26 protein-coding genes are annotated in these 23,314 nt (G+C 55.8%); 11 read left to right on the top strand and 15 right to left on the bottom strand.

The features are described from left to right. Nucleotides 1-259 precede the first annotated feature (259 nt). Together C1N69_RS07155 and C1N69_RS07150 are read left to right on the top strand one after the other, a co-directional pair. Complete coding sequence (locus C1N69_RS07155; protein WP_155030908.1) at nt 260-1,813, top strand: ExeA family protein; 1,554 nt, start codon at nt 260-262, stop codon at nt 1,811-1,813. After that, nucleotides 1,813-2,421: a hypothetical protein gene (locus tag C1N69_RS07150; protein WP_095440906.1), complete on the top strand. Its 609-nt coding sequence runs from the start codon at nt 1,813-1,815 to the stop codon at nt 2,419-2,421. The genes C1N69_RS07155 and C1N69_RS07150 overlap by 1 nt, the downstream gene beginning before the upstream one ends. Here C1N69_RS07150 and C1N69_RS07145 read toward each other — a convergent pair. The 3 genes from C1N69_RS07145 to C1N69_RS07135 form a co-directional block, all read right to left on the bottom strand. After that, entirely contained in the window at nt 2,418-3,041 is a 624-nt protein-coding gene (locus tag C1N69_RS07145) for a helix-turn-helix domain-containing protein (protein ID WP_047958123.1), read from the bottom strand. The two genes, C1N69_RS07150 and C1N69_RS07145, sit on opposite strands and share 4 nt — an antisense overlap. A gap of 261 nt (nt 3,042-3,302) precedes the next feature. Beyond that, on the bottom strand, nt 3,303-4,133 hold the full coding sequence (locus C1N69_RS07140; protein ID WP_155030907.1) for an N-acetylmuramoyl-L-alanine amidase: 831 nt from the start codon (nt 4,131-4,133) through the stop codon (nt 3,303-3,305). Beyond that, complete coding sequence (locus tag C1N69_RS07135; RefSeq protein ID WP_025756066.1) at nt 4,130-4,453, bottom strand: heavy metal-binding domain-containing protein; 324 nt, start codon at nt 4,451-4,453, stop codon at nt 4,130-4,132. Before C1N69_RS07135 ends, C1N69_RS07140 begins: the two co-directional genes overlap by 4 nt. A gap of 97 nt (nt 4,454-4,550) precedes the next feature. On the opposite strand from C1N69_RS07135, the gene C1N69_RS07130 reads away from it, so the two are divergent. The 6 genes from C1N69_RS07130 to artJ all read left to right on the top strand — a co-directional run bounded on the left by C1N69_RS07130 (nt 4,551) and on the right by artJ (nt 9,078). Further along, nucleotides 4,551-5,069, top strand: a complete 519-nt coding sequence (locus C1N69_RS07130) for a lipoprotein (RefSeq protein ID WP_023326990.1) — start codon at nt 4,551-4,553, stop codon at nt 5,067-5,069. A 226-nt stretch (nt 5,070-5,295) separates the two neighbouring features. Continuing rightward, complete coding sequence (gene artP / locus C1N69_RS07125) at nt 5,296-6,024, top strand: arginine ABC transporter ATP-binding protein ArtP (protein ID WP_008500030.1); 729 nt, start codon at nt 5,296-5,298, stop codon at nt 6,022-6,024. 19 nt (nt 6,025-6,043) lie between these two features. After that, the gene (artI, locus tag C1N69_RS07120) at nt 6,044-6,775 is read left to right on the top strand and encodes an arginine ABC transporter substrate-binding protein ArtI (protein WP_025756068.1); all 732 of its coding nucleotides are present in this window, start codon (nt 6,044-6,046) and stop codon (nt 6,773-6,775) included. A 6-nt stretch (nt 6,776-6,781) separates the two neighbouring features. After that, the gene (gene artQ, locus C1N69_RS07115; protein ID WP_025756069.1) at nt 6,782-7,498 is read left to right on the top strand and encodes an arginine ABC transporter permease ArtQ; all 717 of its coding nucleotides are present in this window, start codon (nt 6,782-6,784) and stop codon (nt 7,496-7,498) included. Then, the gene (artM, locus tag C1N69_RS07110) at nt 7,498-8,166 is read left to right on the top strand and encodes an arginine ABC transporter permease ArtM (RefSeq protein ID WP_025756070.1); all 669 of its coding nucleotides are present in this window, start codon (nt 7,498-7,500) and stop codon (nt 8,164-8,166) included. Before artQ ends, artM begins: the two co-directional genes overlap by 1 nt. A gap of 180 nt (nt 8,167-8,346) precedes the next feature. Next, nucleotides 8,347-9,078, top strand: a complete 732-nt coding sequence (gene artJ / locus C1N69_RS07105) for an arginine ABC transporter substrate-binding protein ArtJ (RefSeq protein WP_015571008.1) — start codon at nt 8,347-8,349, stop codon at nt 9,076-9,078. 84 nt (nt 9,079-9,162) lie between these two features. Here the strand turns inward: artJ and C1N69_RS07100 are convergent, their stop codons facing one another. From C1N69_RS07100 to nfsA, 11 genes are all read right to left on the bottom strand, one after another. Continuing rightward, a complete protein-coding gene (locus C1N69_RS07100) occupies nt 9,163-10,632 on the bottom strand; it encodes a sensor histidine kinase (RefSeq protein WP_155030906.1) in 1,470 nt (489 codons plus the stop codon). Then, a complete protein-coding gene (locus tag C1N69_RS07095; RefSeq protein ID WP_025756073.1) occupies nt 10,616-11,323 on the bottom strand; it encodes a response regulator transcription factor in 708 nt (235 codons plus the stop codon). Before C1N69_RS07095 ends, C1N69_RS07100 begins: the two co-directional genes overlap by 17 nt. 72 nt (nt 11,324-11,395) lie before the next feature. Next, nucleotides 11,396-12,523, bottom strand: coding sequence for a 23S rRNA (uracil(747)-C(5))-methyltransferase RlmC (gene rlmC, locus C1N69_RS07090; protein WP_155030905.1), 1,128 nt, complete (start codon nt 12,521-12,523; stop codon nt 11,396-11,398). Nucleotides 12,524-12,563: 40 nt separating this feature from the next. After that, on the bottom strand, nt 12,564-13,037 hold the full coding sequence (locus tag C1N69_RS07085) for a YbjO family protein (protein WP_025756075.1): 474 nt from the start codon (nt 13,035-13,037) through the stop codon (nt 12,564-12,566). A 65-nt stretch (nt 13,038-13,102) separates the two neighbouring features. Beyond that, nucleotides 13,103-13,948, bottom strand: coding sequence for a putrescine ABC transporter permease PotI (potI, locus tag C1N69_RS07080; RefSeq protein WP_023310934.1), 846 nt, complete (start codon nt 13,946-13,948; stop codon nt 13,103-13,105). Further along, on the bottom strand, nt 13,945-14,898 hold the full coding sequence (gene potH, locus C1N69_RS07075) for a putrescine ABC transporter permease PotH (protein WP_047958117.1): 954 nt from the start codon (nt 14,896-14,898) through the stop codon (nt 13,945-13,947). Before potH ends, potI begins: the two co-directional genes overlap by 4 nt. A 10-nt stretch (nt 14,899-14,908) precedes the next feature. After that, nucleotides 14,909-16,042, bottom strand: coding sequence for a putrescine ABC transporter ATP-binding subunit PotG (gene potG, locus C1N69_RS07070; RefSeq protein WP_025756077.1), 1,134 nt, complete (start codon nt 16,040-16,042; stop codon nt 14,909-14,911). A 143-nt stretch (nt 16,043-16,185) separates the two neighbouring features. Then, entirely contained in the window at nt 16,186-17,298 is a 1,113-nt protein-coding gene (potF, locus tag C1N69_RS07065) for a spermidine/putrescine ABC transporter substrate-binding protein PotF (protein WP_025756078.1), read from the bottom strand. Nucleotides 17,299-17,649: 351 nt separating this feature from the next. Continuing rightward, on the bottom strand, nt 17,650-18,126 hold the full coding sequence (locus tag C1N69_RS07055) for a YbjN domain-containing protein (protein ID WP_047958115.1): 477 nt from the start codon (nt 18,124-18,126) through the stop codon (nt 17,650-17,652). Nucleotides 18,127-18,189: 63 nt separating this feature from the next. Next, nucleotides 18,190-19,092, bottom strand: a complete 903-nt coding sequence (rimK, locus tag C1N69_RS07050; RefSeq protein WP_025756080.1) for a 30S ribosomal protein S6--L-glutamate ligase — start codon at nt 19,090-19,092, stop codon at nt 18,190-18,192. Between the two features lie 69 nt (nt 19,093-19,161). Next, nucleotides 19,162-19,884 carry a nitroreductase NfsA gene (gene nfsA / locus C1N69_RS07045; protein ID WP_155030903.1) on the bottom strand — a complete coding sequence of 241 codons (723 nt, stop codon included), beginning with the start codon at nt 19,882-19,884 and terminating at the stop codon, nt 19,162-19,164. 184 nt (nt 19,885-20,068) lie between these two features. Between nfsA and C1N69_RS07040 the strand changes: the two genes are divergently transcribed. Next, a complete protein-coding gene (locus C1N69_RS07040) occupies nt 20,069-20,338 on the top strand; it encodes a GrxA family glutaredoxin (RefSeq protein WP_006809455.1) in 270 nt (89 codons plus the stop codon). Between the two features lie 30 nt (nt 20,339-20,368). Here the strand turns inward: C1N69_RS07040 and C1N69_RS07035 are convergent, their stop codons facing one another. Further along, nucleotides 20,369-20,743, bottom strand: coding sequence for an inner membrane protein YbjM (locus C1N69_RS07035; RefSeq protein WP_045284541.1), 375 nt, complete (start codon nt 20,741-20,743; stop codon nt 20,369-20,371). 274 nt (nt 20,744-21,017) lie between these two features. Here C1N69_RS07035 and C1N69_RS07030 point away from each other — a divergent pair, with 274 nt between their 5' ends. Both C1N69_RS07030 and C1N69_RS07025 read left to right on the top strand, forming a co-directional pair. Continuing rightward, nucleotides 21,018-22,703 carry an aspartate:alanine antiporter gene (locus C1N69_RS07030; RefSeq protein ID WP_008503440.1) on the top strand — a complete coding sequence of 562 codons (1,686 nt, stop codon included), beginning with the start codon at nt 21,018-21,020 and terminating at the stop codon, nt 22,701-22,703. Between the two features lie 252 nt (nt 22,704-22,955). Beyond that, nucleotides 22,956-23,276, top strand: a complete 321-nt coding sequence (locus C1N69_RS07025; protein WP_059385904.1) for a metalloregulator ArsR/SmtB family transcription factor — start codon at nt 22,956-22,958, stop codon at nt 23,274-23,276. Nucleotides 23,277-23,314 lie beyond the last annotated feature (38 nt).

Genomic DNA, 23,314 nt, shown 5'->3' with positions numbered 1-23,314 from the left:
ATTATTTATCTGGCCTTTTAGCAAAGCAGTCATTCGCAGCGACGTGCTGCATCACTGAGTGAGCTAATAATAGTCAGCCCTCTGAATATGAACTATCGGCTTCGCTATTAACTTTAATGAAGAAAATGATTGACCGGAAAAAAGGGGAATGTTAGAGCCTGACGGCAGGTTATTTTTACTCTGGTGTTAAATTGACCAGGGCTGGTGCATCCCGTACTTTTCGCCCATTGCTATTAAAGAGATGAGACGGTTAGTCGCTATGTATCAGAGTCATTTTAAATTCAGTACCCCTCCGTTCAGAAAGATCACCCGCAAATCGGGCGATTTTCTGGTGCCTTATCATCAGGATGTGTTCAATCTTCTGAAAGAAAAAAGCCAGCAGGCAGGGATCACCGGACTCTTTTACCACGACAGCGAACTGCTGGGGCAGTTCAGCGAGGCGTTGAAGCGCAGCAACGCCATCATCCCGGTTAATGCCTTTCCGAAGCTGAGCGCTAATAACCTCCTTTATAAGCTCAACCCGACGGCGAAAGAGAGCAAAAACAAACTGCAGGCCGTGGATGCCGTGCTTCGCCAGTGGCGCGATGCCCGTGCCACGCAGAAGGTGCTGGTCATCACCCATGCTGAGGCGATGAAGCACAACTGCTATGATCTGCTGACCATGCTGCTCACGCGTGCCCAGGAGCTGGACGTGTGTTTGTCGGTCATCCTGATGGGCAGTGAAGATCAGGAGACGATGCTGACAGACTCCGCGCTGCAGGCGTTTGTTCTGACCAGCCACACGCTGCGTAACCTGACCTGCCGCGAGTTCCTGAGCTATGTCGACGCCCAGTGCGAAGAGCACGGCGCAGCGATTTCCCCGCTGACGCCTGCTCGCGTGAAAAAAATCCACGCCCTGACCAAAGGTAATATCAGCAAGCTGAATGCGCTGGCGCATCTTTCGATGCTGGCCGCCTGGACCGAACGCGCGCCGAACGTCGGGCCGCGCCATCTGCGTCTGGCCATCGGCGAAGTGCTCCCGGCGCCGAAACGCGGTAAAGCGCTGGCTACCGTCGGGCTGTTCGCCTCCGTCCTGTTCGCTGCCTGCGGCTGGATGATGACCTCTTCCATTACGGCAAAACTGCCGGTGGCGCTGCCGGTGCCGGCCAGCTGGAAACAGCCAGTCAAAACGCCAGACGCGCCGGTAGTCCCGGTTATCGAAAACGAGGTGGTGAATCAGCCTGATGCCATGCACCAGCTGTACGCCATGTGGGGGTATGACGCTTCAGCAGACGACGCCCTGTGTCAGAACGCGACCAAAGTGAACCTGATGTGTAAACAGGGAACGGCCAGCCTGGATACCCTGGCCAGCGAAGGGTACCCGTGGGTCAGCGAAATGAAAACGGGCGATCATATTAACTACGCCGTGGTGGCGCGCGCCGGAAAAACCTCTCTGGATCTGCTGATGAACAACCGGACCTGGCAGGTGAGCCGCGCCTGGTATACCCAACACGCCACGGGGAATTACACCCTGCTTCACCGCCTGACGCCTTCCGGCAAAGATGAAATTACCGCGGCCAGCGACAGCAAAGATCTTGAGTGGCTGGATCAGCAGCTCAGCGTCGCGCTGGGTGAAAACGAAACGCATGATAAAAACTGGACGGCGGAGCTGATGAAACGCACCCGCGAATTTCAGGAGAAGATGCACCTTCGCGTCGACGGTATCCCAGGGGAAGAGACCCTGATGCAGTTGATGCGCGAAACCCATACCACACCGAGCGTTCAGATCCAGGCATCGCAGGCCACCCCGAACACGCAAGAGAAGCACGCATAATGTCTACTATTTGTCTCGCTGCCCAGCGCAGCTATACCACCGGGGAACCGGTCTGGTTTTCCTGGCGGTTACCGTCGTTCAGTAAAATGTTAAGCGTAGTCACGCTCTGGTGTCTGGGGATGTGCGCGCTGATCGTCGCCGGGCTTTATGCCCATGTGTTCTGGAACTTACGCCATCCGGCGCCAGTGGTGAAAAAGGTCAGCGTCGCGAAGCCGGAAACCAGCCTCTCGGATATGCACTATATCTATGTCACGAAGCCGTTCCCCCACCCGCAGCCCAAACCGCAGCCGGTGAAAATAAAGGACGATTTACCGCCGATGGAGAATATGCCGATTAACAGCGACGAAAATGACTGGCAGCAGGCGCCTGATGGCACCTTACCGGATAGCCCCGTCACGCATGACACCTCGCGCGATACCTTACCCGGCACCGAGGCACACGAACAGGCGACGACATCTGAGGATGACGGTGCGTTAAAAGCGTTATTTATGCAGGCGTTAAAACAGCAGCAGGATGATATGGCGAAGGGAAAAATGCCGGCACCACCGGTCGATGAAACGCAAAATGCGTCTCCTTCGGTGATAAAAGGAGACGCAGGAGGGGATTAATATTTTTCAGGTAAGGTCGTCAGGCTGAGCAGTCGCCCTTTTTCCACCACAATATATTGACCTTTTTTCAGGTCGGAGAGAATTTTGATAATGGTACTGCGTGCCAGGTTGGTGTATTCCTGAATATAATCATAAATATTAATATCACGCTGTTGCTGAACAATCAGATCGTTAATTTCAATCAGGAATTCACGCACCACGGAATACGCGCTGCGGGCAACTAAAACGTCATCACGTTTGCTGAGCAAACAGATATACCATGCCAGCACTTTGGTTAAATCAGGCCACAGTCCATGCTGGGTTATTAACCGCTGAAATTCATCTTTATGAATGGTGCGTACCACGGTGTTACTCCGTACCACGCCCTGCATATGTGCCGAGTTATAAAAAATAGCGGAGAGACCAAATATACATTGTCCCTGCAGCGTAAACATACATAAATCATCAGAGCTTCGGCGGAACTCAACTTCACCGCTGACGATAATGTGAATATTATCTGAGTTTTCGGTGGAGATTTTTTGCCATTTTTTTAACGTCTTTTCCTCGTGTCCAGACGTTGCGGAAATAATAGCTTCCATTTCTTTATGAGGACGTGTTTTTTTACCAAAGATGCTTAACATTGTTATACCTGATTAAGATGTTTAAAAGGGAAAGTGCTCGGCAGCGATAAATGTTGCCGTAAAGTTAATTCTGTATTCTTTTAAAATTAAAAAAACCAAACAAGTTCTGTTTTTTTAATTTGATTCATGCTGTGAATCGATGAATCCATCTTAATTGAGGACGATTTTAAATCAATTAACTTAAAATGAATTGAGAATGTACTTAAGATTAATCTCAAGCGCATTTATAGCTAATCTTTCTTTCGGGGGCTTTCCGAAGAATTACCCCTGCCCGTATTTCTCCAGAAGCGCTTCGGCGATGGCCAGCGTTTCGACATCCGCGACACCGTTCCACAACTGCGGCCTGAAGTGCATCTGGAACACCATGATGATGCGTTTCTGCTGGGCGGGAGTGCTGTTATCAGGCACTTCGTAACCATAGCGCGCGAGCAGATCCAGCAGCGCGGCGGTGTCCACCGTCTGATAAGGCGGTCGCCCATTCATATAAAATGCCACCCGGTCAGCATCAGGCCACGCGCCAATTCCCTGCTGCGCCAGCTCACGCCAGGGGAAAAGCGGGCCGGGATCGTCCTTGCGCTGCGGCGCAATATCCGCATGAGCCACCACGTTCTCAGGCTTGATGTCGTAGCGGGCGATAATGTCTTTAGCAAGCGGGACCAGCGCCGCTATTTGCGCTGGTGCGAACGGCGTAAAATGCTTCACCCCGGCTGTTTTCTGCCAGCCACGGTTCTCCAGCTCAATGCCCACCGAGGTATCATTGATACGGTTGGTGCCGCGCCAGAAGCTGATACCCGCATGCCAGGCCAGTTCGCTTTCAGGCACCAGCTGCCAGATGCGCGGCTTACCGTCGGGGGCTGGCGGTGTAGCAGGGATCAAATAGTGAGAGCTGACGTTTTTATCCGTCAGCGTGGCCAGCGAGCTGTCAAAATCATCCGCGGTGTAGTGAAGAACCAGCACCTTTATGCGCGGATACGCCGCCTGAGCCTGATGGCGCGTATCCAGCTCGTAGGCACCTTTATCGACAATCCCTTTTTCCGAGACACATCCTGCCAGCAACAGCGCCAGCAGGAGTGGAGCAAACGCACGCCTCATCGCAGGGTTTTCACCGCCGTACCGCTTACGCTCACCATCAGCATGCTGCCGTCTTTGCCGACCGTTTCGTAGTCGATGTCGATCCCCACAACCGCATCCGCGCCGAGGGCTTGCGCCTGCTCGCCGAGCTCTTTAAAAGCAATTTCGCGCGCTTTGCGCAGCTCTTTTTCGTACGCGCCAGAGCGGCCGCCCACGATATCGCGAATACCGGCAAAAAAGTCACGGAAGATATTGGCACCGAGAATCGCTTCACCGGTGACCACGCCGCAATACTCGGTAATGGTCTGCCCTTCCAGGGTTGGAGTTGTTGAAAACTGCATGGTTTCTCTCCTTCTTTAGCGTTCAATGCCTTAGGGACAGCATTATCGGTTCGTTACGCTATGATTGAAAGGATAGTTAATAAATAAGGAAATCAACATGCGCTATTCAGCTTTAACACTTTTAGTGCCCTGCGCGCTGGTGCTCAGCGCCTGTACCACCACGGTCACGCCAGCCTTTAAGGATATCGGTACCCGCAGCGGCCCCTGTATCGAGGGCGGGCCGGATACCGTGGCGCAACAGTTCTATGATTATCGCATTCAGCACCGCAGCAACGATCTCACCGGTCTGCGTCCTTACCTGAGCGATGGGCTGGCAAAACTGCTCAACGACGCCACCCGCGATCCGCAGCACAACGCGCTGCTGAAGTCCGACCCGTTCTCCAGCCGCACCACGCTGCCAGACAGCGCCGAGGTGGCCAGCGCGTCCACCATTCCGAACACCGATGCGCGAAATATTCCGCTGCGCGTGAAGCTGACCCAGGGCAGCCAAACCTGGCAGGATGAAGTGCTGATGATCCGTGAAGGCCAGTGCTGGGCGGTGGACGACGTGCGCTACGTTGGCGGCAGCGTTCATGCCCCGGCCGGCACGCTTCGCCAGTCGATTGAGAATCGCTAACTTCTGCGATACCGCGCGGTAACCCCCGTAAAATGTGCGGCATTTCATGCGGAATGCCGACATTTATACTCGCCGACCTTGCCGCTCGCTATTTTGTGCTATGTTTAAGGGGAAACACGGGTTATATTTAACTTTTAACGCAGAAATATTGCATAACTATTCTGTCAACGGTACTATCTGCGGCCTCAATTGCTATAGATTGCCTGGATGAGTAAAGACTGCCCCGATGAGTATTAAACTAAACGGCATTAACTGCTTCTACGGCGCACACCAGGCGCTGTTTGACATCACGCTGAACTGCCCGGAAGGCGAAACGCTGGTTTTGCTGGGTCCAAGCGGCGCAGGCAAAAGCTCCCTTCTGCGTGTCCTTAATCTGCTTGAAATGCCCCGTTCAGGTACGCTGGCTATCGCCGGTAACCATTTTGACTTCGCCAAAACGCCCTCTGATAAGGCGATTCGCGAACTGCGTCAAAACGTCGGCATGGTCTTCCAGCAATACAATCTCTGGCCGCATCTCACCGTACTGCAAAACCTGATTGAAGCGCCATGCCGCGTGCTGGGCTTAAGCAAGGATCAGGCGATCGCGCGTGCGGAAAAGCTGCTGGAGCGTCTGCGCCTTAAGCCCTACAGCGACCGCTACCCGCTGCACCTTTCCGGTGGCCAGCAGCAGCGCGTGGCGATTGCCCGTGCGCTGATGATGGAGCCTGCGGTACTGCTGTTTGATGAACCGACGGCGGCGCTGGATCCGGAAATCACCGCTCAGATCGTCAGCATCATTCGCGAGCTGGCGGAAACCAACATTACGCAGGTTATCGTCACCCACGAAGTGGAAGTGGCGCGTAAAACCGCCAGCCGTGTGGTCTATATGGAAAACGGGTATATCGTTGAGCAAGGTGATGCGAGCTGCTTCGCGAACCCGCAAACCGATGCCTTCAAAAACTATTTATCTCATTGATTGTGTCAGGGGAAATATAATGAAAAAAGTATTACTTGCCGTGCTGCTTGCTGGCGTTACCCTTTCCGCTACCGCAGCCCAGACCATTCGTTTCGCCACGGAAGCGTCTTATCCTCCGTTTGAGTCTATGGATGCGAACAACAAAATTGTTGGCTTCGACGTAGACCTGGCGAATGCCCTGTGTAAAGAGATCGATGCGACCTGCACCTTCAGCAACCAGGCGTTCGACAGCCTGATCCCAAGCCTGAAGTTCCGCCGTATCGACGCCGTGATGGCCGGTATGGACATCACCCCAGAGCGTGAAAAGCAGGTGCTGTTCACCACCCCGTACTACGACAACTCCGCCCTGTTCATTGGTCAGAAAGGCAAATTCACCTCTGTCGATCAGCTGAAAGGCAAAAAAGTGGGCGTGCAGAACGGCACCACCCACCAGAAATTCATCATGGATAAGCATCCGGAAATCACCACCGTTCCGTATGACAGCTACCAGAACGCGAAGCTGGATCTGCAAAATGGCCGTATCGATGGCGTATTTGGTGATACCGCGGTCGTGACTGAATGGCTGAAAGCCAATGACAAGCTGGCGCCAGTGGGCGACAAAGTGACCGATAAGGACTACTTCGGTACCGGTTTGGGGATTGCCGTTCGTCAGGGCAACACTGAGCTGCAGCAGAAATTCAACGCTGCGCTGGAAAAAGTGAAGAAAGACGGCACCTACGAAACCATCTACAAAAAATGGTTCCAGAAGTAATTCCTGATGAATGAAATTTTTCCTTTAGCAAGCGCCGCCGGGATGACCGTCGGCCTTGCCGTTTGCGCACTGATTATCGGCCTTGTGCTGGCGATGTTCTTTGCGGTGTGGGAATCCGCGAAATGGTTCCCCGTCGCCTGGACAGGCTCCGCGCTGGTCACCGTGCTGCGTGGACTACCGGAAATTCTGGTGGTCCTGTTTATCTATTTCGGCTCCTCACAGCTGCTGCTTACGCTGTCGGACGGCTTTACCCTCAATCTCGGTTTTGCGCAGATCCCGGTGCAGATGCAGATTGAAAACTTCGACGTCAGCCCGTTCCTGTGTGGCGTGATTGCCCTCTCCCTGCTCTACTCCGCCTACGCCTCGCAAACCCTGCGCGGTGCGCTGAAGGCCGTGCCGCAGGGGCAATGGGAGTCGGGTCAGGCGTTAGGGTTGTCGAAATCCGCGATCTTCTTCCGTCTGGTGATGCCGCAGATGTGGCGTCATGCCCTGCCGGGCCTCGGCAACCAGTGGCTGGTGCTGCTGAAAGATACCGCGCTGGTAAGCCTGATAAGCGTTAACGATTTGATGCTGCAAACCAAAAGCATCGCCACCCGTACCCAGGAACCCTTTACCTGGTACATTGTGGCGGCGGCGATCTACCTGGTGATCACGTTGCTCAGTCAGTACATCCTCAAGCGGATTGACCTGCGTGCCACGCGCTTTGAACGGAGACCAGGCTGATGCTTGAATACTTTCCCGAGCTGATGAAAGGGCTGCACACCAGCCTGACGCTGACCGTGGCGTCCATCATCGTGGCCCTGATCCTGGCGCTCATTTTCACCATCATCCTGACGCTGAAAACGCCGGTGCTGGTGTGGATTGTGCGCGCTTATATCACCCTGTTTACCGGTACGCCGCTGCTGGTGCAGATATTCCTGATTTATTACGGCCCGGGCCAGTTCCCGTCGCTGCAGGAGTATCCGGTTATCTGGCACCTGCTTTCTGAGCCGTGGCTGTGTGCCCTGATAGCCCTTTCGCTGAACAGTGCGGCCTATACCACCCAACTGTTCTATGGGGCGATCCGTGCCATTCCGGAAGGACAGTGGCAGTCCTGCGGGGCGCTGGGCATGAGCAAGAAAGATACGCTGGCGATCCTGCTGCCGTACGCTTTTAAGCGCGCCCTCTCCTCTTACTCCAACGAAGTGGTGCTGGTGTTCAAGAGTACCTCTCTGGCCTACACCATTACGCTGATGGAAGTGATGGGGCACGGACAGCTGCTGTACGGACGCACCTATGATGTGATGGTGTTCGGTGCGGCGGGCGTGGTGTATCTGGTGGTAAACGGTCTGCTGACGCTGATGATGCGCCTGATCGAGCGTAAAGCGCTGGCGTTTGAGCGCCGGAATTAGTCCGGTGGCGGCTTCGCCTTACCCGACCTACAGAATGCATAAAATATAAACATCAATGCGGGTAACCTTCTGGTTATCCGCTTTTTTTTATATCACAAATAATATTTAATCATTTTTATTGAATATAAATTCATTTACTGGCATTGTTTATTCATAGGACCTACAGACGGGAGTATGATAATGAAAAAGTTAGTTCTGGCCGCTTTACTGGCAACGTTCGCCGCTGGCGCATCCGCTGCGGATAAAATCAATTTTGGCGTTTCCGCCACCTATCCGCCGTTTGAATCGCTGGATGCCAGCAACCAGATCGTCGGTTTCGATATCGACCTGGCGAAAGCGCTGTGCAAACAGATGCAGGCCGACTGCACCTTTACCAACCATGCCTTCGACAGCCTGATCCCGTCGCTGAAATTTAAAAAATACGATGCGGTGATCTCCGGTATGGACATCACGCCTGAGCGCAGCAAGCAGGTGGCCTTCACCGACCCGTACTACGCCAACTCGGCGGTGGTGATTGCGAAGAAAGGGGCGTACAAGTCGTTCGACGAGCTGAAAGGCAAACGCATCGGGATGGAAAACGGCACCACCCACCAGAAGTACCTGCAGGACAAGCATCCTGAAGTGAAAACCGTGGCCTATGACAGCTACCAGAATGCGATTATCGACCTGAAAAACGGCCGTATCGATGGCGTATTCGGTGATACCGCCGTGGTGAACGAATGGCTGAAAACCAACCCGCAGCTGGGCACCGCCACGGAAAAAGTGACCGATCCACAGTACTTCGGCACGGGTCTGGGTATCGCGGTTCGTCCGGATAACAAAGCCCTGCTGGAAAAACTGAACGGCGCGCTGAAAGCGATTAAAGCCGACGGTACGTATCAGAAAATCAGTGAGCAGTGGTTCCCGCAGTAAGTTTTTTTGCCGGGTGGCGGCTACGCCTTACCCGGCCTGCGGGGGGAATTCCAGGCCGGATAAGCGTAGCGTCATCCGGCAATTCTACAGCGGAACAAAGAAGCGAAAACGCGCCCCACTCACCGACTCCATCAGCCTGATCCCGCCCCCGTGCAGCTCCAGCATCCGTTTCACAATCAGCAGTCCTAACCCGCCGCGATCCTCCCGTGACGCCTGGGTCGTCAACGCCGATGGCCGCTGGAACAGATCGTCGCGCAGCGCGGCATCAACACCCGTTCCGTTGTCGGTCACTTCAACCTGAAGCTGTTGATTCTCCTGCCAGACCGCCAGACGGATCTCCCCGCCGGCTGGCGTATGCCGCATCGCGTTATCGAGCAGGTTGGTCACCACCCTCTCAATCATCGACACATCGGCGTTAATCAGCGGCAGCGGTCCCGGCACATCAATATGCAGGTTCACCTCCCGGGTACGGGCGGTTAATTCAAACTTCTGCGCCACGTCGGAAATCAGCTCCGCCATCGCGAAACGCTCGCGCTGCGGTTTAATGCCGCCATGTTCAAGACGCGCCAGCTCAAACAGCTGCTGGGAGAGATGTCGCACCTTCTGCCCCTGACGCAGGGCGGTGGCGAGATACTGCTGGTGCTCCTGCGGCGTCAGGGTCGCGGATTTGAGCGACAGGGTTTCGAGATAGCCCAGCAGCGACGTCAGCGGTGTGCGGAGATCGTGTGAGATATTGGCGATAAATTCCCGGCGCTGGCGATCGCTGTCCGCCAGCTGATCCCATTGTTGGGTGATTTTCCGCGCCAGTTCGATAAAACTATTGCGCAGGAGCGCCACTTCATCTTTCGCCGCCGCGTCCGGCTGCTGTGCCGCCAGTTGCCTGATGGCGCTGATGCTGTCCTGCTCCAGCCCGGCCACTTCATGGGTCAGGCGTTTGACCGGACGCGTGACCCAGTACCAGATCAGTAAGCCCGCCAGCAGTCCAAACAGCGCTACCCACAGCAATGACCAGAGGACGGTACTCCACAGCGCCTTATGCCAGGCCATTTCCGCCAGCGCGTTCGACTCCTCGCCCTGCAAAATAATGTACAGATAGCCTTTAAGCTCGCCGTCCTGACGCAGCGGCGTCGCGCTGAAGACTTTTTTACTCTGGCTGCGCGGATCGTCGCCATAGATCGGCATGACCTCGCCGCTGAGGAAGCTCTGCACCGGAGCAAGGTCGATGGTTTGTCGCTGAATATGGCCGGGCGGTGCGGCATCGGCCAGCAGCGTGCCGTCCGGGGAGACGACGTACAGCTCAACGCTGGGGTTAAAGGTCATCAGCCGGCCAAACAGCGGTTTCAGCGCGCTGCGGTCAACCCTGCCCTGCGCGTCCAGAATCGGTTCACGCTGGACAATCTGCTGCGCCAGCCCGCCCGACAACCGCTGCACCATCGCATTACCGTACTGCATACTGCTGTAGAGCTGTACCGCGCAGGCAACGGCGGCGCAGAGCATCATCAGCAGGATAAACAGCAGCGTCAGACGCTGGCTGAGACTAAAGCGGCGCATCATGGTGCGCCTCCGCAAATTTGTAGCCCTTGCCCCAGACGGTGCGAATAATCTCCGGCTCGGCGGCATCCTTCTCAATCTTGATGCGCAGGCGGTTGATGTGGGTGTTCACAGTGTGCTCGTAGCCTTCGTGCTGGTAGCCCCAGACCTGCTCCAGCAGGGCCAGACGCGAAAACACCTCGCCAGGATGACGGGCAAAGAAGTAGAGCAGTTCGAATTCACGCGGGGTGAGATCCACTACCTGGCCATGAAGCAGCACGCTGCGCGCCAGCGGATCGATGGTCAGACCATGAGCCTGAATGTGACCGTCGGTTTGCGCCTGCCCCATCGCCTGCTGGCGGCGGAACAGCGCTTTGATGCGCGCAATCAACTCCTGCACCGAAAACGGTTTTGCCAGATAGTCATCGGCACCGGTTTCCAGCCCGGTAATGCGGTCGGTTTCGCTGCTGCGGGCGCTGATAATGATGACCGGCAGGTAACGCGTCATCTGACGAATACGGCGGCAAATCTCCAGCCCGTCAACGTTGGGCAACATCAGGTCGAGGATCACCGCATCCCATGGCTGTTTTTCAAGACGCTGCAGGGCGTTGCCCCCGTCGGGCTCATGGGTAATGGCATAGCCTTCGTCTTCTAAATTGAGTCGCAGAAGCGCCGCGATATCGTGGTCGTCTTCCACCAGCAGGATCTGCTTCATGGGTAAGCCTTCATTCATGTCTTATGACGTAAGCTTACCTGATTTCGCAGGGATGAAGAGTTCACATTTTGTTTAAGATTTTACGAGCAACGTCAGCACTTCATAATGGGCGGTGTGCGGGAACATATCGAAAAGCTGAACGCGTTCAACGCGATAGCCCGGCAGTTCAGCGATGTCTTTCGCCATGGTCTGCGCGTTACAGCTGGAGTAGATGATGTACTCCGGCGCCATCTGGCTCAGGTAGTCGCACAGCGCCTTGCCGATGCCACGGCGCGGCGGGTTGACCAGCACCAGCGCCGGCACGTTGCCCTGGCCGGTCGCGAACTGCGTGGAGTCCAGCGCCTGGAAGTGGATATTCGTCAAACCCAGCCCGGCGGCGGACTGTTTCGCACAGGCAATGGCTTCGGCGGAGATCTCAATCCCGGTGAGCTGCATCTCGGGCGTGGCGCAGTGCAGGCCAAAACCACCGACGCCGCAGAACAGATCCCACATATGATGGATATTCAGCGACCGCACCCAGTCGCGGGCGGTGGCGTATAACGCACTCGCCACCGTCGGGTTCGTCTGGAAGAAGCTTTGCGGGCGGATCCACAGCGGCACGCCGTTGAAGTTCTCGGCCAGCGCATGGCGCTCGGTCAAGTAGATCTCTTTCTCCCCTTCCATGATCGCCATATGCACTGGCTGGATGTTAGCGGTTATGACCTTTAACTGCGGAAGCTGTTCCTGCAGCCACGGCAGCGCCTCGCGCAGCTGCTCCAGTTTGGTTTCCGAGCGCAGCACAAAACGCAGCATCATGCCGCCATCTGCCTGACTCTCCGTCAGCAGCAGGTATTTCAGTTCACCGCGCTTGCGGGCGACGTTATAAGGCGTTAACCCGGCCCGCGCGATAAACGGTTTAAGCGCGGCAAAAACAGGCGCAAAGGAGGCTGGATAGAGCGGGCAGTCGGTCAAATCTTCCGGCGTGCCGTCGCGATGCAGCATCCCGAGCAGCGGTTTTTCAACGCTGCCGCTGACCACCATTTTCGCTTTATTACGAAAGCCCTGCTCCGGGCCGCTGACGGGTGCGCACCACTCCGCCACCGCGTGTGCTGCCAGCAGCTGTTGCAGGTCGGCCATTTTGGCGGTGAGTTGTTGAGAGACCGGCTGTTCTATCCACTGACAGGAGCGGCAGCGTCCGGCGTCATAGAGTGCGCACTGCATATGAAAACCTTAAGGAAAGCGAGGGCTGCGATTATACACATTATTGCAGGCGGAAGAACCGTCGGCTTGAAGCTGGCGCAAAGAGCAACAGGAGCACCAGCATATCCGGCAATTTCTGCATGACCAGCGCGTGGAAGATTTCGCGTTTGGATCCGCCGGCAATGCTAAACAGTTCCGGGTAGCCGTATCCCAGCGAAGCCGCCCACAGATAGCTCGCCGCGGTTACCTGCGTCAGCAGATAGACCCAGCGCGCCCAGTTGCGCCCTTTGACCAGCGAGAATGCGCAGTAGATCTCGATAAACACCAGCATCAGGCTGCTCAAAAAGACCAGCGTCAGGTTCCACGTCTGCACGCTGCGGTGAATGAACTCACCGATGCCGCGCACGCCCAGGGTGTTGAGAATCATCAGCACATCCAGGCAGCGGATCATAATAATGGCGAGCGCCGCCACCTGAACCAGCGCAGGAACGTTAGGACGCGCGTGCGTAATACGTGATTTCTTTAATAATCCCAATGTTTTACTTCCCTGAAAAACAGTGCCGCGTCATGCGCGGCACATCACTGGAAATTTTAAATCCTTCAGCCGCGTCTTGCACGCTGGATATCACGCACGCGCTGCTTTTCCGCGCGCGCCATCAAATACCAGGCGATAAATCCGACAATTCCGACCACGCCGAGGATGATCGAGGCCAGAGCGTTGATCTCCGGGTTGACCCCCATGCGTACGCTGGAGAAGACCAGCATCGGCAGCGTCGTCGCGCCCGGGCCGGAGACAAAGCTGGCGATCACCAGATCGTCGAGCGACAGGGTAAACGCCAGCAGCCAGCCGGAGATCACCGCCGGCATAATCATCGGCAGGGTGATGATGAAAAAGACCTTCAGCGGCGTCGCGCCGAGATCCATCGCCGCCTCTTCAATAGAGCGATCCAGCTCGCGCAGGCGCGAGGAGATCACCACTGCGACATACGCGGTACAGAAGGTGACGTGCGCCAGCCAGATGGTGAGCATGCCGCGATCCGCCGGCCAGCCGATGGCATGCGCCAGCGCCACGAACAGCAGCAGCAGCGCAAGACCGGTGATGACGTCGGGCATGACCAGCGGTGCGGTGATCATAAAGGCAAACCCGTTCGAACCGCGAAAACGGCCGAAGCGCACCATCACCAGCGCGGCGATCGTGCCCAGAACGGACGCCATTGTCGCCGCCAGCGCCGCGATGGTCAGGCTCAGCCCCACCGCGCTCATCATCGCATCATCGTGGAACAGCTCGCTGTACCAGCGCGTCGACCAGCCGGCCCACACCGTCACCAGTTTGGAGCTGTTGAACGAGTAGATCACCAGCATCAGCATCGGTGCATACAGGAAGGTAAAGCCGATAACCAGGATCGCAATTCGCCACGGGGAGCGCACTACCGGTAAGTTGTTCATCCGTGGTCTCCCATCTGTTTCTGCTGATGCTTGTGGAACCACATGATCGGCACGATCAGCAGCAGTAACATCACGATCGCCACCGCCGACGCCACCGGCCAGTCGCGGTTATTGAAGAACTCCTGCCACAGCACGCGGCCAATCATGATGCTGTCTGGCCCGCCGAGCAGTTCCGGGATCACAAACTCCCCTACCGCCGGGATAAAGACCAGCATCGACCCGGCGATAATGCCGCCTTTGGTCAGCGGGACAATGACGCTGAAGAAGGTTTTTAACGGACGGGCACCGAGATCCAGCGAGGCTTCCACCAGCGAATAATCAATACGCGTCAGCGCCGTATAGATCGGCAGCACCATAAACGGCAGATAAGCATACACAATGCCAATATAAACCGCGAGGTTGGTGTGCAGGATCGTCAGCGGCTGATCGATAACGCCTAACCACATCAGGAAGTTGTTCAGCACGCCGTTGTTTTTCAGGATCCCCATCCACGCGTAAACGCGGATCAGGAACGAGGTCCACGACGGCAGGATCACCAGCAGCAGCAAAATATTCCGCGTCGACGGTTTACTGTGCGCCACGGCCCACGCCAGCGGATAGCCCATGACCAGACAGCAGAGCGTCGAGATCGCCGCCACCTGCAGCGACTGCAGGTACGCCTCGAAATAGAGCGGGTCATCTGTCAGCTGCAGGAAGTTGCCGAGATTCAGCGTCAGCGTCAGTTGCCCGTCGGCCCAGTCCAGCAGGTTGGTGTAGGGCGGGATCGCCCGCGCCATTTCCGCCAGGCTTATCTTGAAAACAATCAGGAACGGCAGCAGAAACAGCAGGATCAGCCACACGTAAGGCATGGCGATCACCAGCTTGCGGCCGTGGTTCATCTGCATGCGCGTCAGCCAGCTGGCAACGCCGCCCGGTTTACCTGCGCGGGCAGGAGGTTCAAGTGTACTCATTGGCCGCTCCTTATACCGTCAGCACAACACAGCTGTCCGCATCCCAGCACAGGCGCACCTCGTCACCCCAGGTTGGCTGGCCTTTGCGATAGCGGTGTTCGTTCTGCAACTGGGCACTCAGCATCTGCCCGCTTTTCAGGCGTACGTGGTAGATGGAGAGGTCACCCAGATAGGCAATGTGCACCACTTCACCCACGGCAAAGTTATAGCCATCGGCAGGCGGATCGTCGCAGAGCATGATCTTCTCCGGGCGCAGCGCGACGTAGACCGGCACGTTATCCACCACGGAGTTATCCGGATCGACCTTAAGCGGATGCTGCAGCCCCGGCGATTCGATGATCAGGCCATCTTCCTGACGCGCTTTCAGCAGCCCTTCAAAGACGTTCACCGAACCGATGAACTCAGCGCTGTAGCGGGTGGTCGGATGCTCATAAATCTCTTCCGGCTCGCCAATCTGCACGAACTTGCCGCGGTTCATGATCGCGATACGTCCGGCCATGGTCATGGCTTCTTCCTGGTCGTGGGTGACCATCACGCAGGTCACGCCCACGCGTTCGAGAATATCCACCACTTCGAGCTGCATACGGTCGCGCAGTTTTTTATCCAGCGCCCCCATCGGCTCATCAAGCAGCAGCAGTTTCGGGCGTTTTGCCAGGCTTCTGGCCAGCGCCACACGCTGACGCTGACCGCCAGAAAGCTGGTGCGGTTTACGTTTCGCGAACTCCTGCATATGCACCAGGCTCAGCATCTCGGCCACGCGCGCGGTAATTTCAGCCTTCGGCAGCTTATCCTGCTTCAGGCCAAAGGCGATGTTCTGCTCCACCGTCATGTGCGGAAACAGCGCGTAAGACTGGAACATCATGTTAATGGGGCGCTGATACGGCGGCACGCTGGAGAGATCCACGCCATCAAGCATGATCTGCCCGGCCGTGGGCTGTTCAAAACCGGCCAGCATACGCAGCAGGGTCGATTTGCCGCAGCCAGACGCCCCCAGAAGGGCAAAAATTTCGCCTTTATAGATAGTCAGGCTGACGTCGTCCACGGCATGCTGGCCATCGAAAGATTTGGTGAGGTTACGAATTTCAAGAAGCGGGGTCAGCGCTTTACGGACTTTCGCCTGCGGGCGGGGGATCGCGTCATTCACGGGGTGCTCTCCGGCATAGATCAAAACTGGTGCAAACGCACCGTCAGGGTGCGCATCGCCGGGCGGCGCTAACGCTTGCCCGGCCTACGGGTTGTGTAGGCCCGGTAGGCAATAGCGCCACCGGGCAACAATACCAAACGCCGTTATTTACCGCTTTTCACCTTGGTCCACGCGCGGGTACGCACACGGTCAATTTTTGGATCCTGAACTTTCAGGGTGAAGAGCTTGGCGAACACATCCGCTGGCGGATAGATAGCCGGGTTATTACGGATTTCTTCGCTCACCAGCGGCACGGAGGCCTTGTTACCGTTTGCGTAGTAAACATGGTCACTGATGTGGGCGATCACGTCAGGACGCATCAGGTAGTTGAGGAACTGATAAGCTTCATCTTTGTTTTTCGCATCCGTCGGCATCGCGAAGACGTCAAAGAAGGCCAGCGCCCCCTCTTTCGGAATGAAGTAGGAGACATTCACGCCGTTTTTCGCCTCTTTCGCGCGGTTAGCCGCCTGCCATACGTCCCCTGCCCAGCCAATCGCGACGCAGATATCGCCGTTCGCCAGGTCATTGATGTACTGAGACGAGTGGAAGTAACGAATGTTTGGACGCAGCTTCAGCAGCAGATCCGTCGCCGGACCGGTGTAATCATCCGCCTTGTTGCTGTTCGGATCTTTGCCCAGGTAGTTCAGCACGGTGGCGAAGATCTCCTCCGGCGCATCGAGGAAGGAGACGCCGCAGCTTTTCAGCTTCGCAAGGTTTTCCGGCTTCAGCACCACGTCCCAGCTGTCCAGCTTGACGTCCGGGCCCAGCGCCGCTTTGACTTTATCGACGTTGTAGCCAATACCGGTGGTCGCCCACAGATACGGCATCGCGTATTTGTTCTCCGGGTCGTGTTTGGCCACCAGCTTCAGCACTTCCGGGTCGAGGTTTTTCCAGTTCGGTAATTTGCTCTTATCCAGCGGCTGGAAGACGCCGGCAGTAAGCTGACGCTCCAGGAAGCTAGCGGACGGTACCACGAGGTCGAACCCGGTGCTGCCTGCCATCAGTTTGCCTTCCAGCACTTCGTTGGAATCGAACACGTCATAGACCACTTTAATGCCGGTCTCTTTTTCAAAATTCGCAACCGTGTCCGGCGCAATATAGTCAGACCAGTTGTAAACGTGCAGCGTTTTTTGTTCCGCAGCGAGCGTGCCGGCAGAGACGGCCATCAGAGCACCCGCAACCAGACCCGATAACCATTTTTTATTCAAGGCGATCATAGTGTTATTCCTTCTGAAAGCTCGTTAACAAACGAACTAAAACTGTGCAATCTGGATATATGCAAAAATCATGCATAGTTTGTCGCTCTGCCCGAAATAAAAAGAAACCTCTTTATCCGGCAGCCTCCGCTCGCTTTTTTAAGCATCGCAAGAATAACTGTAGCCCGTGTCCCCGGCTATAGCCCAGACGAAAAAACGCCTTTTATCAATTTTTTATGCAGGTTATGTCTACGTGATAAGCCGAAATGGCCATTGGGGAGGTGAAAAATTCTTTAAGGAAAGGTTAAAAGCAGCAGAAAAAATGGCCTTCTGCAGCCGCTATGGCAGCGACTGCGCAAAAGTCAGACAGGTTTAGTGAAGAAAATTGGGAGATGCATCATTATTCTCTGCATCATCTTCCGCGCTGTACAGAAGATGGTGTGCACTGGCTTCCATCATGACCATGGAAATTTGCTCTTCGCTCAAGCGCATAAACCAGGCGAACTGCTTGAACGACAGCCCGGCACCGGAGAATAAAGACTGGCAAACGACCAGTTTTGGCAGATTATCATCCTGTATGTCGAGAAATGCTTTCACCGTCAAAGAACTGGCGTTGATCGCTGACAGGTCCGAGGCCAGCGCCAGCAGCGCAGACGGCTTCACTTCGGCCAGCGCGGAGAAGAGGATCACGTCGTTAATGAGATCGATTTTGGCGTCAAAAATGCCGTCGAAATTCTGCATATGAGGCAGATGCAGCGCCTGGCAGGAATCACATTCAAAGAACGTAATACCCGCATCATCGAGCCATTGACGTAACGTATCCAGTGTTGGAACGACCTGTAAATCCATCGCTGTGCAGCCTCTTTAATAAAAACTTCGCATAGGGTACGCAAAAAGTGCGATCAATACCATTCACCCACCCGTTTTCAGACAGTAACCTGGGGTCGCATGACGCTCGATCCATGCGATCATTTTACCCGCAATATCGACCCCTGTGGTTTTTTCCACGCCTTCCAGCCCCGGCGAGGCGTTCACCTCCATCACCAGCGGCCCGCGCGTCGCCCGCAGAAGATCAACACCCGCGACATCCAGCCCCAGCGTTTGCGCGGCTTTCACCGCAATCTCCCGCTCACGATCGCTGATCGTTGCCACCCGCGCAATGCCTCCGCGATGGAGATTGGAGCGAAAATCGCCCTCTTTGGCCTGGCGTTCGATGGCCGCCACCACCTCATTCCCCACCACGAAGCAGCGGATGTCACGTCCTTTAGCTTCTTCAATATACTCCTGCACCAGGATGTGCGCATTGAGGCCACGGAAAGCGTCAATCACGCTCTCCGCCGCCTGACGCGTCTCCGCCAGCACCACGCCAATGCCCTGGGTGCCCTCCACCAGCTTGATGACCAGCGGCGCGCCGCCCACCATGTCGATGAGATCGCTGGTGTCGTCCGGGGAGTGAGCGATACCAGTCACCGGAAGATCGATCCCCTGACGGGCGAGCAGTTGCAGCGAGCGCAGCTTATCCCGGGCGCGGGAAATGGCGACAGATTCGTTTAGCGGGTAGCTGCCCAGCATCTCGAACTGGCGCAGCGCGGCGGTGCCGTAATAGGTGATCTGGGAGCCGATGCGGGGGATCACCGCATCAAAATGCGGCAGCTTGCGGCCTTTGTAGTGAATCGATGAGGCCGCGGGATCGATGTTCATATAGCAGGACATCGGATCGAGGATTTCAACCTGATGCCCGCGCTTTGCCGCCGCTTCTCGCAGGCGTTTACATGAATAGAGCGTTCCATCCCGGGATAATATGGCAATTTTCACCCTGCACCTCGCTAAAGACATGGAAAAAGCCTGCGTATCATATACGCAGGCAGGCACAGGATAAATGGACTATCGCGTCGCCCAGCCCTGTTTGTGCAGGTAATCAAGAATAAACGGACGATTTTCTTTAATGATAGTGCGGCGAATATGGTCGCTCCAGGTATCGCGACGGTTATTGCTCCCGCGGGTCATATAGTAGTGCGCCAGCTCCTCGTCGTATTGCTCCAGCACGTCGCGATCGAGCGGCTGGTAGTGGTTTTCGTGCACCAGCATGGCTGCAGGAATACGCGGCTTCAGATCCGGGTTATCCGCCGGCCAGCCAAGGCACAGGCCAAACAGCGGCAGGACATGTTTTGGCAGCTTCAGCAGTTCGGTCACGCTTTCAATGTTGTTACGCAGCCCGCCGATATACACACCGCCTAACCCCAGCGACTCCGCCGCCGTAAAGGCGTTTTGCGCCATCAGCGCGGTATCCACTACGCCCAGCAGCAGCTGTTCTGCCAGGCCTAATTCGGCCTCAGGGCAGATCTGCAGGTGGCGGTTAAAGTCGGCACAGAACACCCAGAATTCCGCGGCCTGCGCCACGTGTTTCTGCCCGCCGGTGAGTGAAACCAGCTGCTCGCGCAGGGCCGGGTCGGTGATGCGGATAATGGAGCTGCACTGCAGGAAGCTGGAGCTGGAGGTCGCTCTTGCGCTGTTTATAATCGCTTCGCGCTGCGCTTCGGTAATCGGTTCACCGGTGAAGTGTCGAATGGAACGATGGGAAAGGAGCAGGTCAATCGTTGGTGTCATCTTGTCTCTCTTTGTCGTGCTTAAACCGTATTGCAGCCAGTATAGGCAATCATTTGCGCGGTGTAATTGGCGAAACATAGCCTTACTGTATCAAAGTGACAGGCGAAACCTTCTTTAATGACGGCAGGTTATCGGGCACTATATGTCCTATTCGCCGTCAGGCTTGTTTTTTGAGGAGAGAGAAATGTTTGCAGTAATTTTTGGTCGTCCAGGATGCCCTTACTGTGTGCGCGCAAAAGAGCTGGCTGAAAAACTGACTGAAGAGCGTGATGACTTTAACTTCCGCTATGTGGATATCCACGCAGAAGGCATCACCAAAGCCGATCTGGAAAAAACCGTGGGTAAACCGGTAGAAACCGTACCGCAGATTTTCCTCGATCAGAAACACATTGGTGGCTGCACCGACTTTGAAGCTTATGCTAAAGAGCATCTGGGTCTGTTTGCCGCCCAGTAACACTAAGACGCCCTCACCTGGAGGGCGTTTTTATTTGTGGTGTCGCCAGTGCTTAAGCAGACTGCACACAAACAAATAGCACAGCGCCCCCAGCGCGCACCAGAATACGGCGCTCAGTAACCACGCCAGCTCTTGCCAGAAACTTCTCGTCGGGACATACAGTAACCGCATCAGCAGCAAACAGAGCGGTGCGGCCAGCATGGCGCCAATAAGTGGCTTAACCACCTCCCCTTTACGGGAGAGGAAACTGGCTGCCGCTCCCGGCAGGGTAAAAAAGAGCAGCCCGAGCTCCGGGTGACCGGCAGCCCTGAACGCCCCTTTCACATTAAAAGCGAGCGCCATGCATACGACGATAAACAGCAAAAAGCAGCTGATCACCCCCGCCCAGTTCCGTGTAATGTTCAAACTATCCTCCTGACTTCATCTCTATCAAATACAGCTTCGTCCAGTGGACGCCCAGTCAGATAAAGCAATGTGGCAATCCTTGCCAAAGCCCGCACAGGGTTATGCGATAATAGGTAGCTGTCAGTAGCTAATACGATTAAACTATCGGCCAGCTAATGTTTTAGGGAATAAATTAGGAAACAGGGAGTGTTGTACGCGTTCCCTGACCCAGAAAACAGTAGCCCAAATAGTCCTTTCTTTCAACAACTTACTGGTAAACAAGAAGTTAGCCTCCGTGAATATAAACGTCGCAGACTTGTTAAACGGGAATTACATCCTGTTATTATTTGTGGTACTGGCGCTGGGTCTTTGCCTGGGTAAATTGCGTCTCGGTTCAGTTCAACTGGGTAATTCCATTGGCGTTTTAGTCGTCTCCTTATTATTAGGCCAGCAGCATTTCAGCATTAACACGGACGCGCTCAACTTAGGTTTTATGCTGTTTATTTTTTGTGTTGGCGTGGAAGCGGGTCCTAACTTTTTTTCAATTTTCTTCCGTGACGGCAAAAATTATCTGATGCTGGCACTGGTGATGGTCGGCAGCGCGCTGCTGATCGCCTTAGGGCTGGGCAAACTGTTTGGCTGGGATATCGGGTTAACGGCCGGTATGCTGGCAGGCTCCATGACCTCCACCCCCGTGCTGGTGGGTGCCGGTGATACCCTGCGCCATTCCGGTATGGCCGGGGAACAGCTCTCCACCGCCCTCGACCACCTGAGCCTGGGCTATGCCCTGACCTATTTGATTGGTCTGGTGAGCCTGATTGTGGGCGCACGCTATCTGCCAAAACTGCAGCATCAGGATCTGCAGACCAGCGCCCAGCAAATCGCCCGCGAGCGCGGTCTGGATACCGACTCCAAACGTAAAGTTTATCTCCCGGTGATCCGCGCCTACCGCGTCGGGCCGGAGCTGGTGGCCTGGGCGGACGGCAAAAACCTCCGCGAACTGGGCATTTACCGTCAGACGGGCTGCTACATCGAACGTATCCGCCGCAACGGCATTCTGGCGAACCCGGACGGCGATGCGGTGCTGCAGATGGGCGACGACATTGCACTGGTGGGCTACCCGGATGCCCACGCGCGACTCGACCCGAGCTTCCGTAACGGCAAAGAGGTGTTCGACCGCGATCTGCTCGACATGCGCATCGTCACCGAAGAGATCGTGGTGAAAAACCATAACGCCGTGGGCCGCCGTCTGGCGCAGCTGAAGCTGACCGACCATGGCTGCTTCCTCAACCGCGTGATCCGCAGCCAGATTGAGATGCCCATCGACGACAACGTTGTCCTGAATAAAGGTGACGTGCTGCAGGTGAGCGGCGACGCCCGCCGCGTGAAAACCGTGGCCGACCGCATTGGCTTTATCTCCATTCACAGCCAGGTCACCGACCTGCTGGCCTTCTGCGCTTTCTTTATCGTTGGCCTGATGATTGGGATGATCACCTTCCAGTTCAGCAACTTTAGCTTCGGCATCGGTAACGCCGCCGGGCTGCTGTTCGCCGGGATCATGCTGGGCTTCCTGCGCGCGAACCACCCGACCTTCGGTTACATTCCGCAGGGCGCGCTGAACATGGTGAAAGAGTTCGGTCTGATGGTCTTTATGGCGGGCGTTGGCTTAAGCGCCGGCAGCGGTATTGGCCACAGCCTGGGCGCTGTCGGCTGGCAGATGTTGGTTTCCGGACTTATCGTCAGCCTGGTGCCAGTGGTTATCTGCTTCCTGTTCGGCGCCTACGTACTGCGCATGAACCGTGCCCTGCTCTTCGGGGCAATGATGGGGGCGCGTACCTGTGCGCCGGCCATGGAAATCATCAGTGATACCGCGCGCAGCAACATCCCGGCGCTGGGCTATGCGGGCACGTATGCTATCGCTAACGTACTGCTGACGCTGGCGGGTACGCTGATCATCATCATCTGGCCGGGACTCGGATAACGCTGACATTTGCGCATAACGAAAAAATTTTTGTTACGCGCAGAACTTTTTAATCAGGGGGCAGTCATAACTAGTGCCACTGCTTTTCTTTGATGTCCCCAATTTGTGGAGCCCATCAACCCCGCCGTTTTGGTTCAAGGTTGATGGGTTTTTTGTTGTCTGAAATTCCCCTGCCTCTAATCTCACCTTCTCACCTGCCAACAAAACATATATGATTAAACATATACGATAATCGCGCCAGCAGGAACTCCCATGCACCACCCGCTCCAGCTGTTCAAAACCCTCGCCGACGAAACGCGGCTCGCCATCGTCATGCTGCTCCGCGAAGCCGGCGAGCTGTGCGTCTGCGATCTCTGCTCCGCCACCAACGAGCCGCAACCGAAGGTCTCGCGCCATATGGCCCTGCTGCGCGAGTCCGGGCTGGTGATCGACCGCCGCGAGGGTAAGTGGGTCCATTACCGTCTCTCCCCCAACATGCCTGCATGGGCAGCTACCGTCATCGACACCAGCTGGAACTGCCTGCGGGAAGAGACGCGCCTGAAGCTGAAAAACCGACTTTCGGGCTCGTGCTAAGCAAAATACATTCACAAAAACAGATATAACGGAGTAGA

The sequence above is a fragment of the Enterobacter sichuanensis genome (assembly GCF_009036245.1).
GTDB lineage: Bacteria > Pseudomonadota > Gammaproteobacteria > Enterobacterales > Enterobacteriaceae > Enterobacter > Enterobacter sichuanensis.
Note: the sequence above shows the minus strand (reverse complement) of the source record. Positions and strands in the feature narration are given on the sequence as shown.

Coding starts and splice junctions, on each gene's coding strand:
- C1N69_RS07155 (WP_155030908.1), top strand. CDS start 260: ATGTATCAGAGTCATTTTAAATTCAGTACCCCTCCGTTCAGAAAGATC.
- C1N69_RS07150 (WP_095440906.1), top strand. CDS start 1,813: ATGTCTACTATTTGTCTCGCTGCCCAGCGCAGCTATACCACCGGGGAA.
- C1N69_RS07145 (WP_047958123.1), bottom strand. CDS start 3,041: ATGTTAAGCATCTTTGGTAAAAAAACACGTCCTCATAAAGAAATGGAA.
- C1N69_RS07140 (WP_155030907.1), bottom strand. CDS start 4,133: ATGAGGCGTGCGTTTGCTCCACTCCTGCTGGCGCTGTTGCTGGCAGGA.
- C1N69_RS07135 (WP_025756066.1), bottom strand. CDS start 4,453: ATGCAGTTTTCAACAACTCCAACCCTGGAAGGGCAGACCATTACCGAG.
- C1N69_RS07130 (WP_023326990.1), top strand. CDS start 4,551: ATGCGCTATTCAGCTTTAACACTTTTAGTGCCCTGCGCGCTGGTGCTC.
- artP (WP_008500030.1), top strand. CDS start 5,296: ATGAGTATTAAACTAAACGGCATTAACTGCTTCTACGGCGCACACCAG.
- artI (WP_025756068.1), top strand. CDS start 6,044: ATGAAAAAAGTATTACTTGCCGTGCTGCTTGCTGGCGTTACCCTTTCC.
- artQ (WP_025756069.1), top strand. CDS start 6,782: ATGAATGAAATTTTTCCTTTAGCAAGCGCCGCCGGGATGACCGTCGGC.
- artM (WP_025756070.1), top strand. CDS start 7,498: ATGCTTGAATACTTTCCCGAGCTGATGAAAGGGCTGCACACCAGCCTG.
- artJ (WP_015571008.1), top strand. CDS start 8,347: ATGAAAAAGTTAGTTCTGGCCGCTTTACTGGCAACGTTCGCCGCTGGC.
- C1N69_RS07100 (WP_155030906.1), bottom strand. CDS start 10,632: ATGATGCGCCGCTTTAGTCTCAGCCAGCGTCTGACGCTGCTGTTTATC.
- C1N69_RS07095 (WP_025756073.1), bottom strand. CDS start 11,323: ATGAAGCAGATCCTGCTGGTGGAAGACGACCACGATATCGCGGCGCTT.
- rlmC (WP_155030905.1), bottom strand. CDS start 12,523: ATGCAGTGCGCACTCTATGACGCCGGACGCTGCCGCTCCTGTCAGTGG.
- potI (WP_023310934.1), bottom strand. CDS start 13,948: ATGAACAACTTACCGGTAGTGCGCTCCCCGTGGCGAATTGCGATCCTG.
- potH (WP_047958117.1), bottom strand. CDS start 14,898: ATGAGTACACTTGAACCTCCTGCCCGCGCAGGTAAACCGGGCGGCGTT.
- potF (WP_025756078.1), bottom strand. CDS start 17,298: ATGATCGCCTTGAATAAAAAATGGTTATCGGGTCTGGTTGCGGGTGCT.
- C1N69_RS07055 (WP_047958115.1), bottom strand. CDS start 18,126: ATGGATTTACAGGTCGTTCCAACACTGGATACGTTACGTCAATGGCTC.
- nfsA (WP_155030903.1), bottom strand. CDS start 19,884: ATGACACCAACGATTGACCTGCTCCTTTCCCATCGTTCCATTCGACAC.
- C1N69_RS07040 (WP_006809455.1), top strand. CDS start 20,069: ATGTTTGCAGTAATTTTTGGTCGTCCAGGATGCCCTTACTGTGTGCGC.
- C1N69_RS07025 (WP_059385904.1), top strand. CDS start 22,956: ATGCACCACCCGCTCCAGCTGTTCAAAACCCTCGCCGACGAAACGCGG.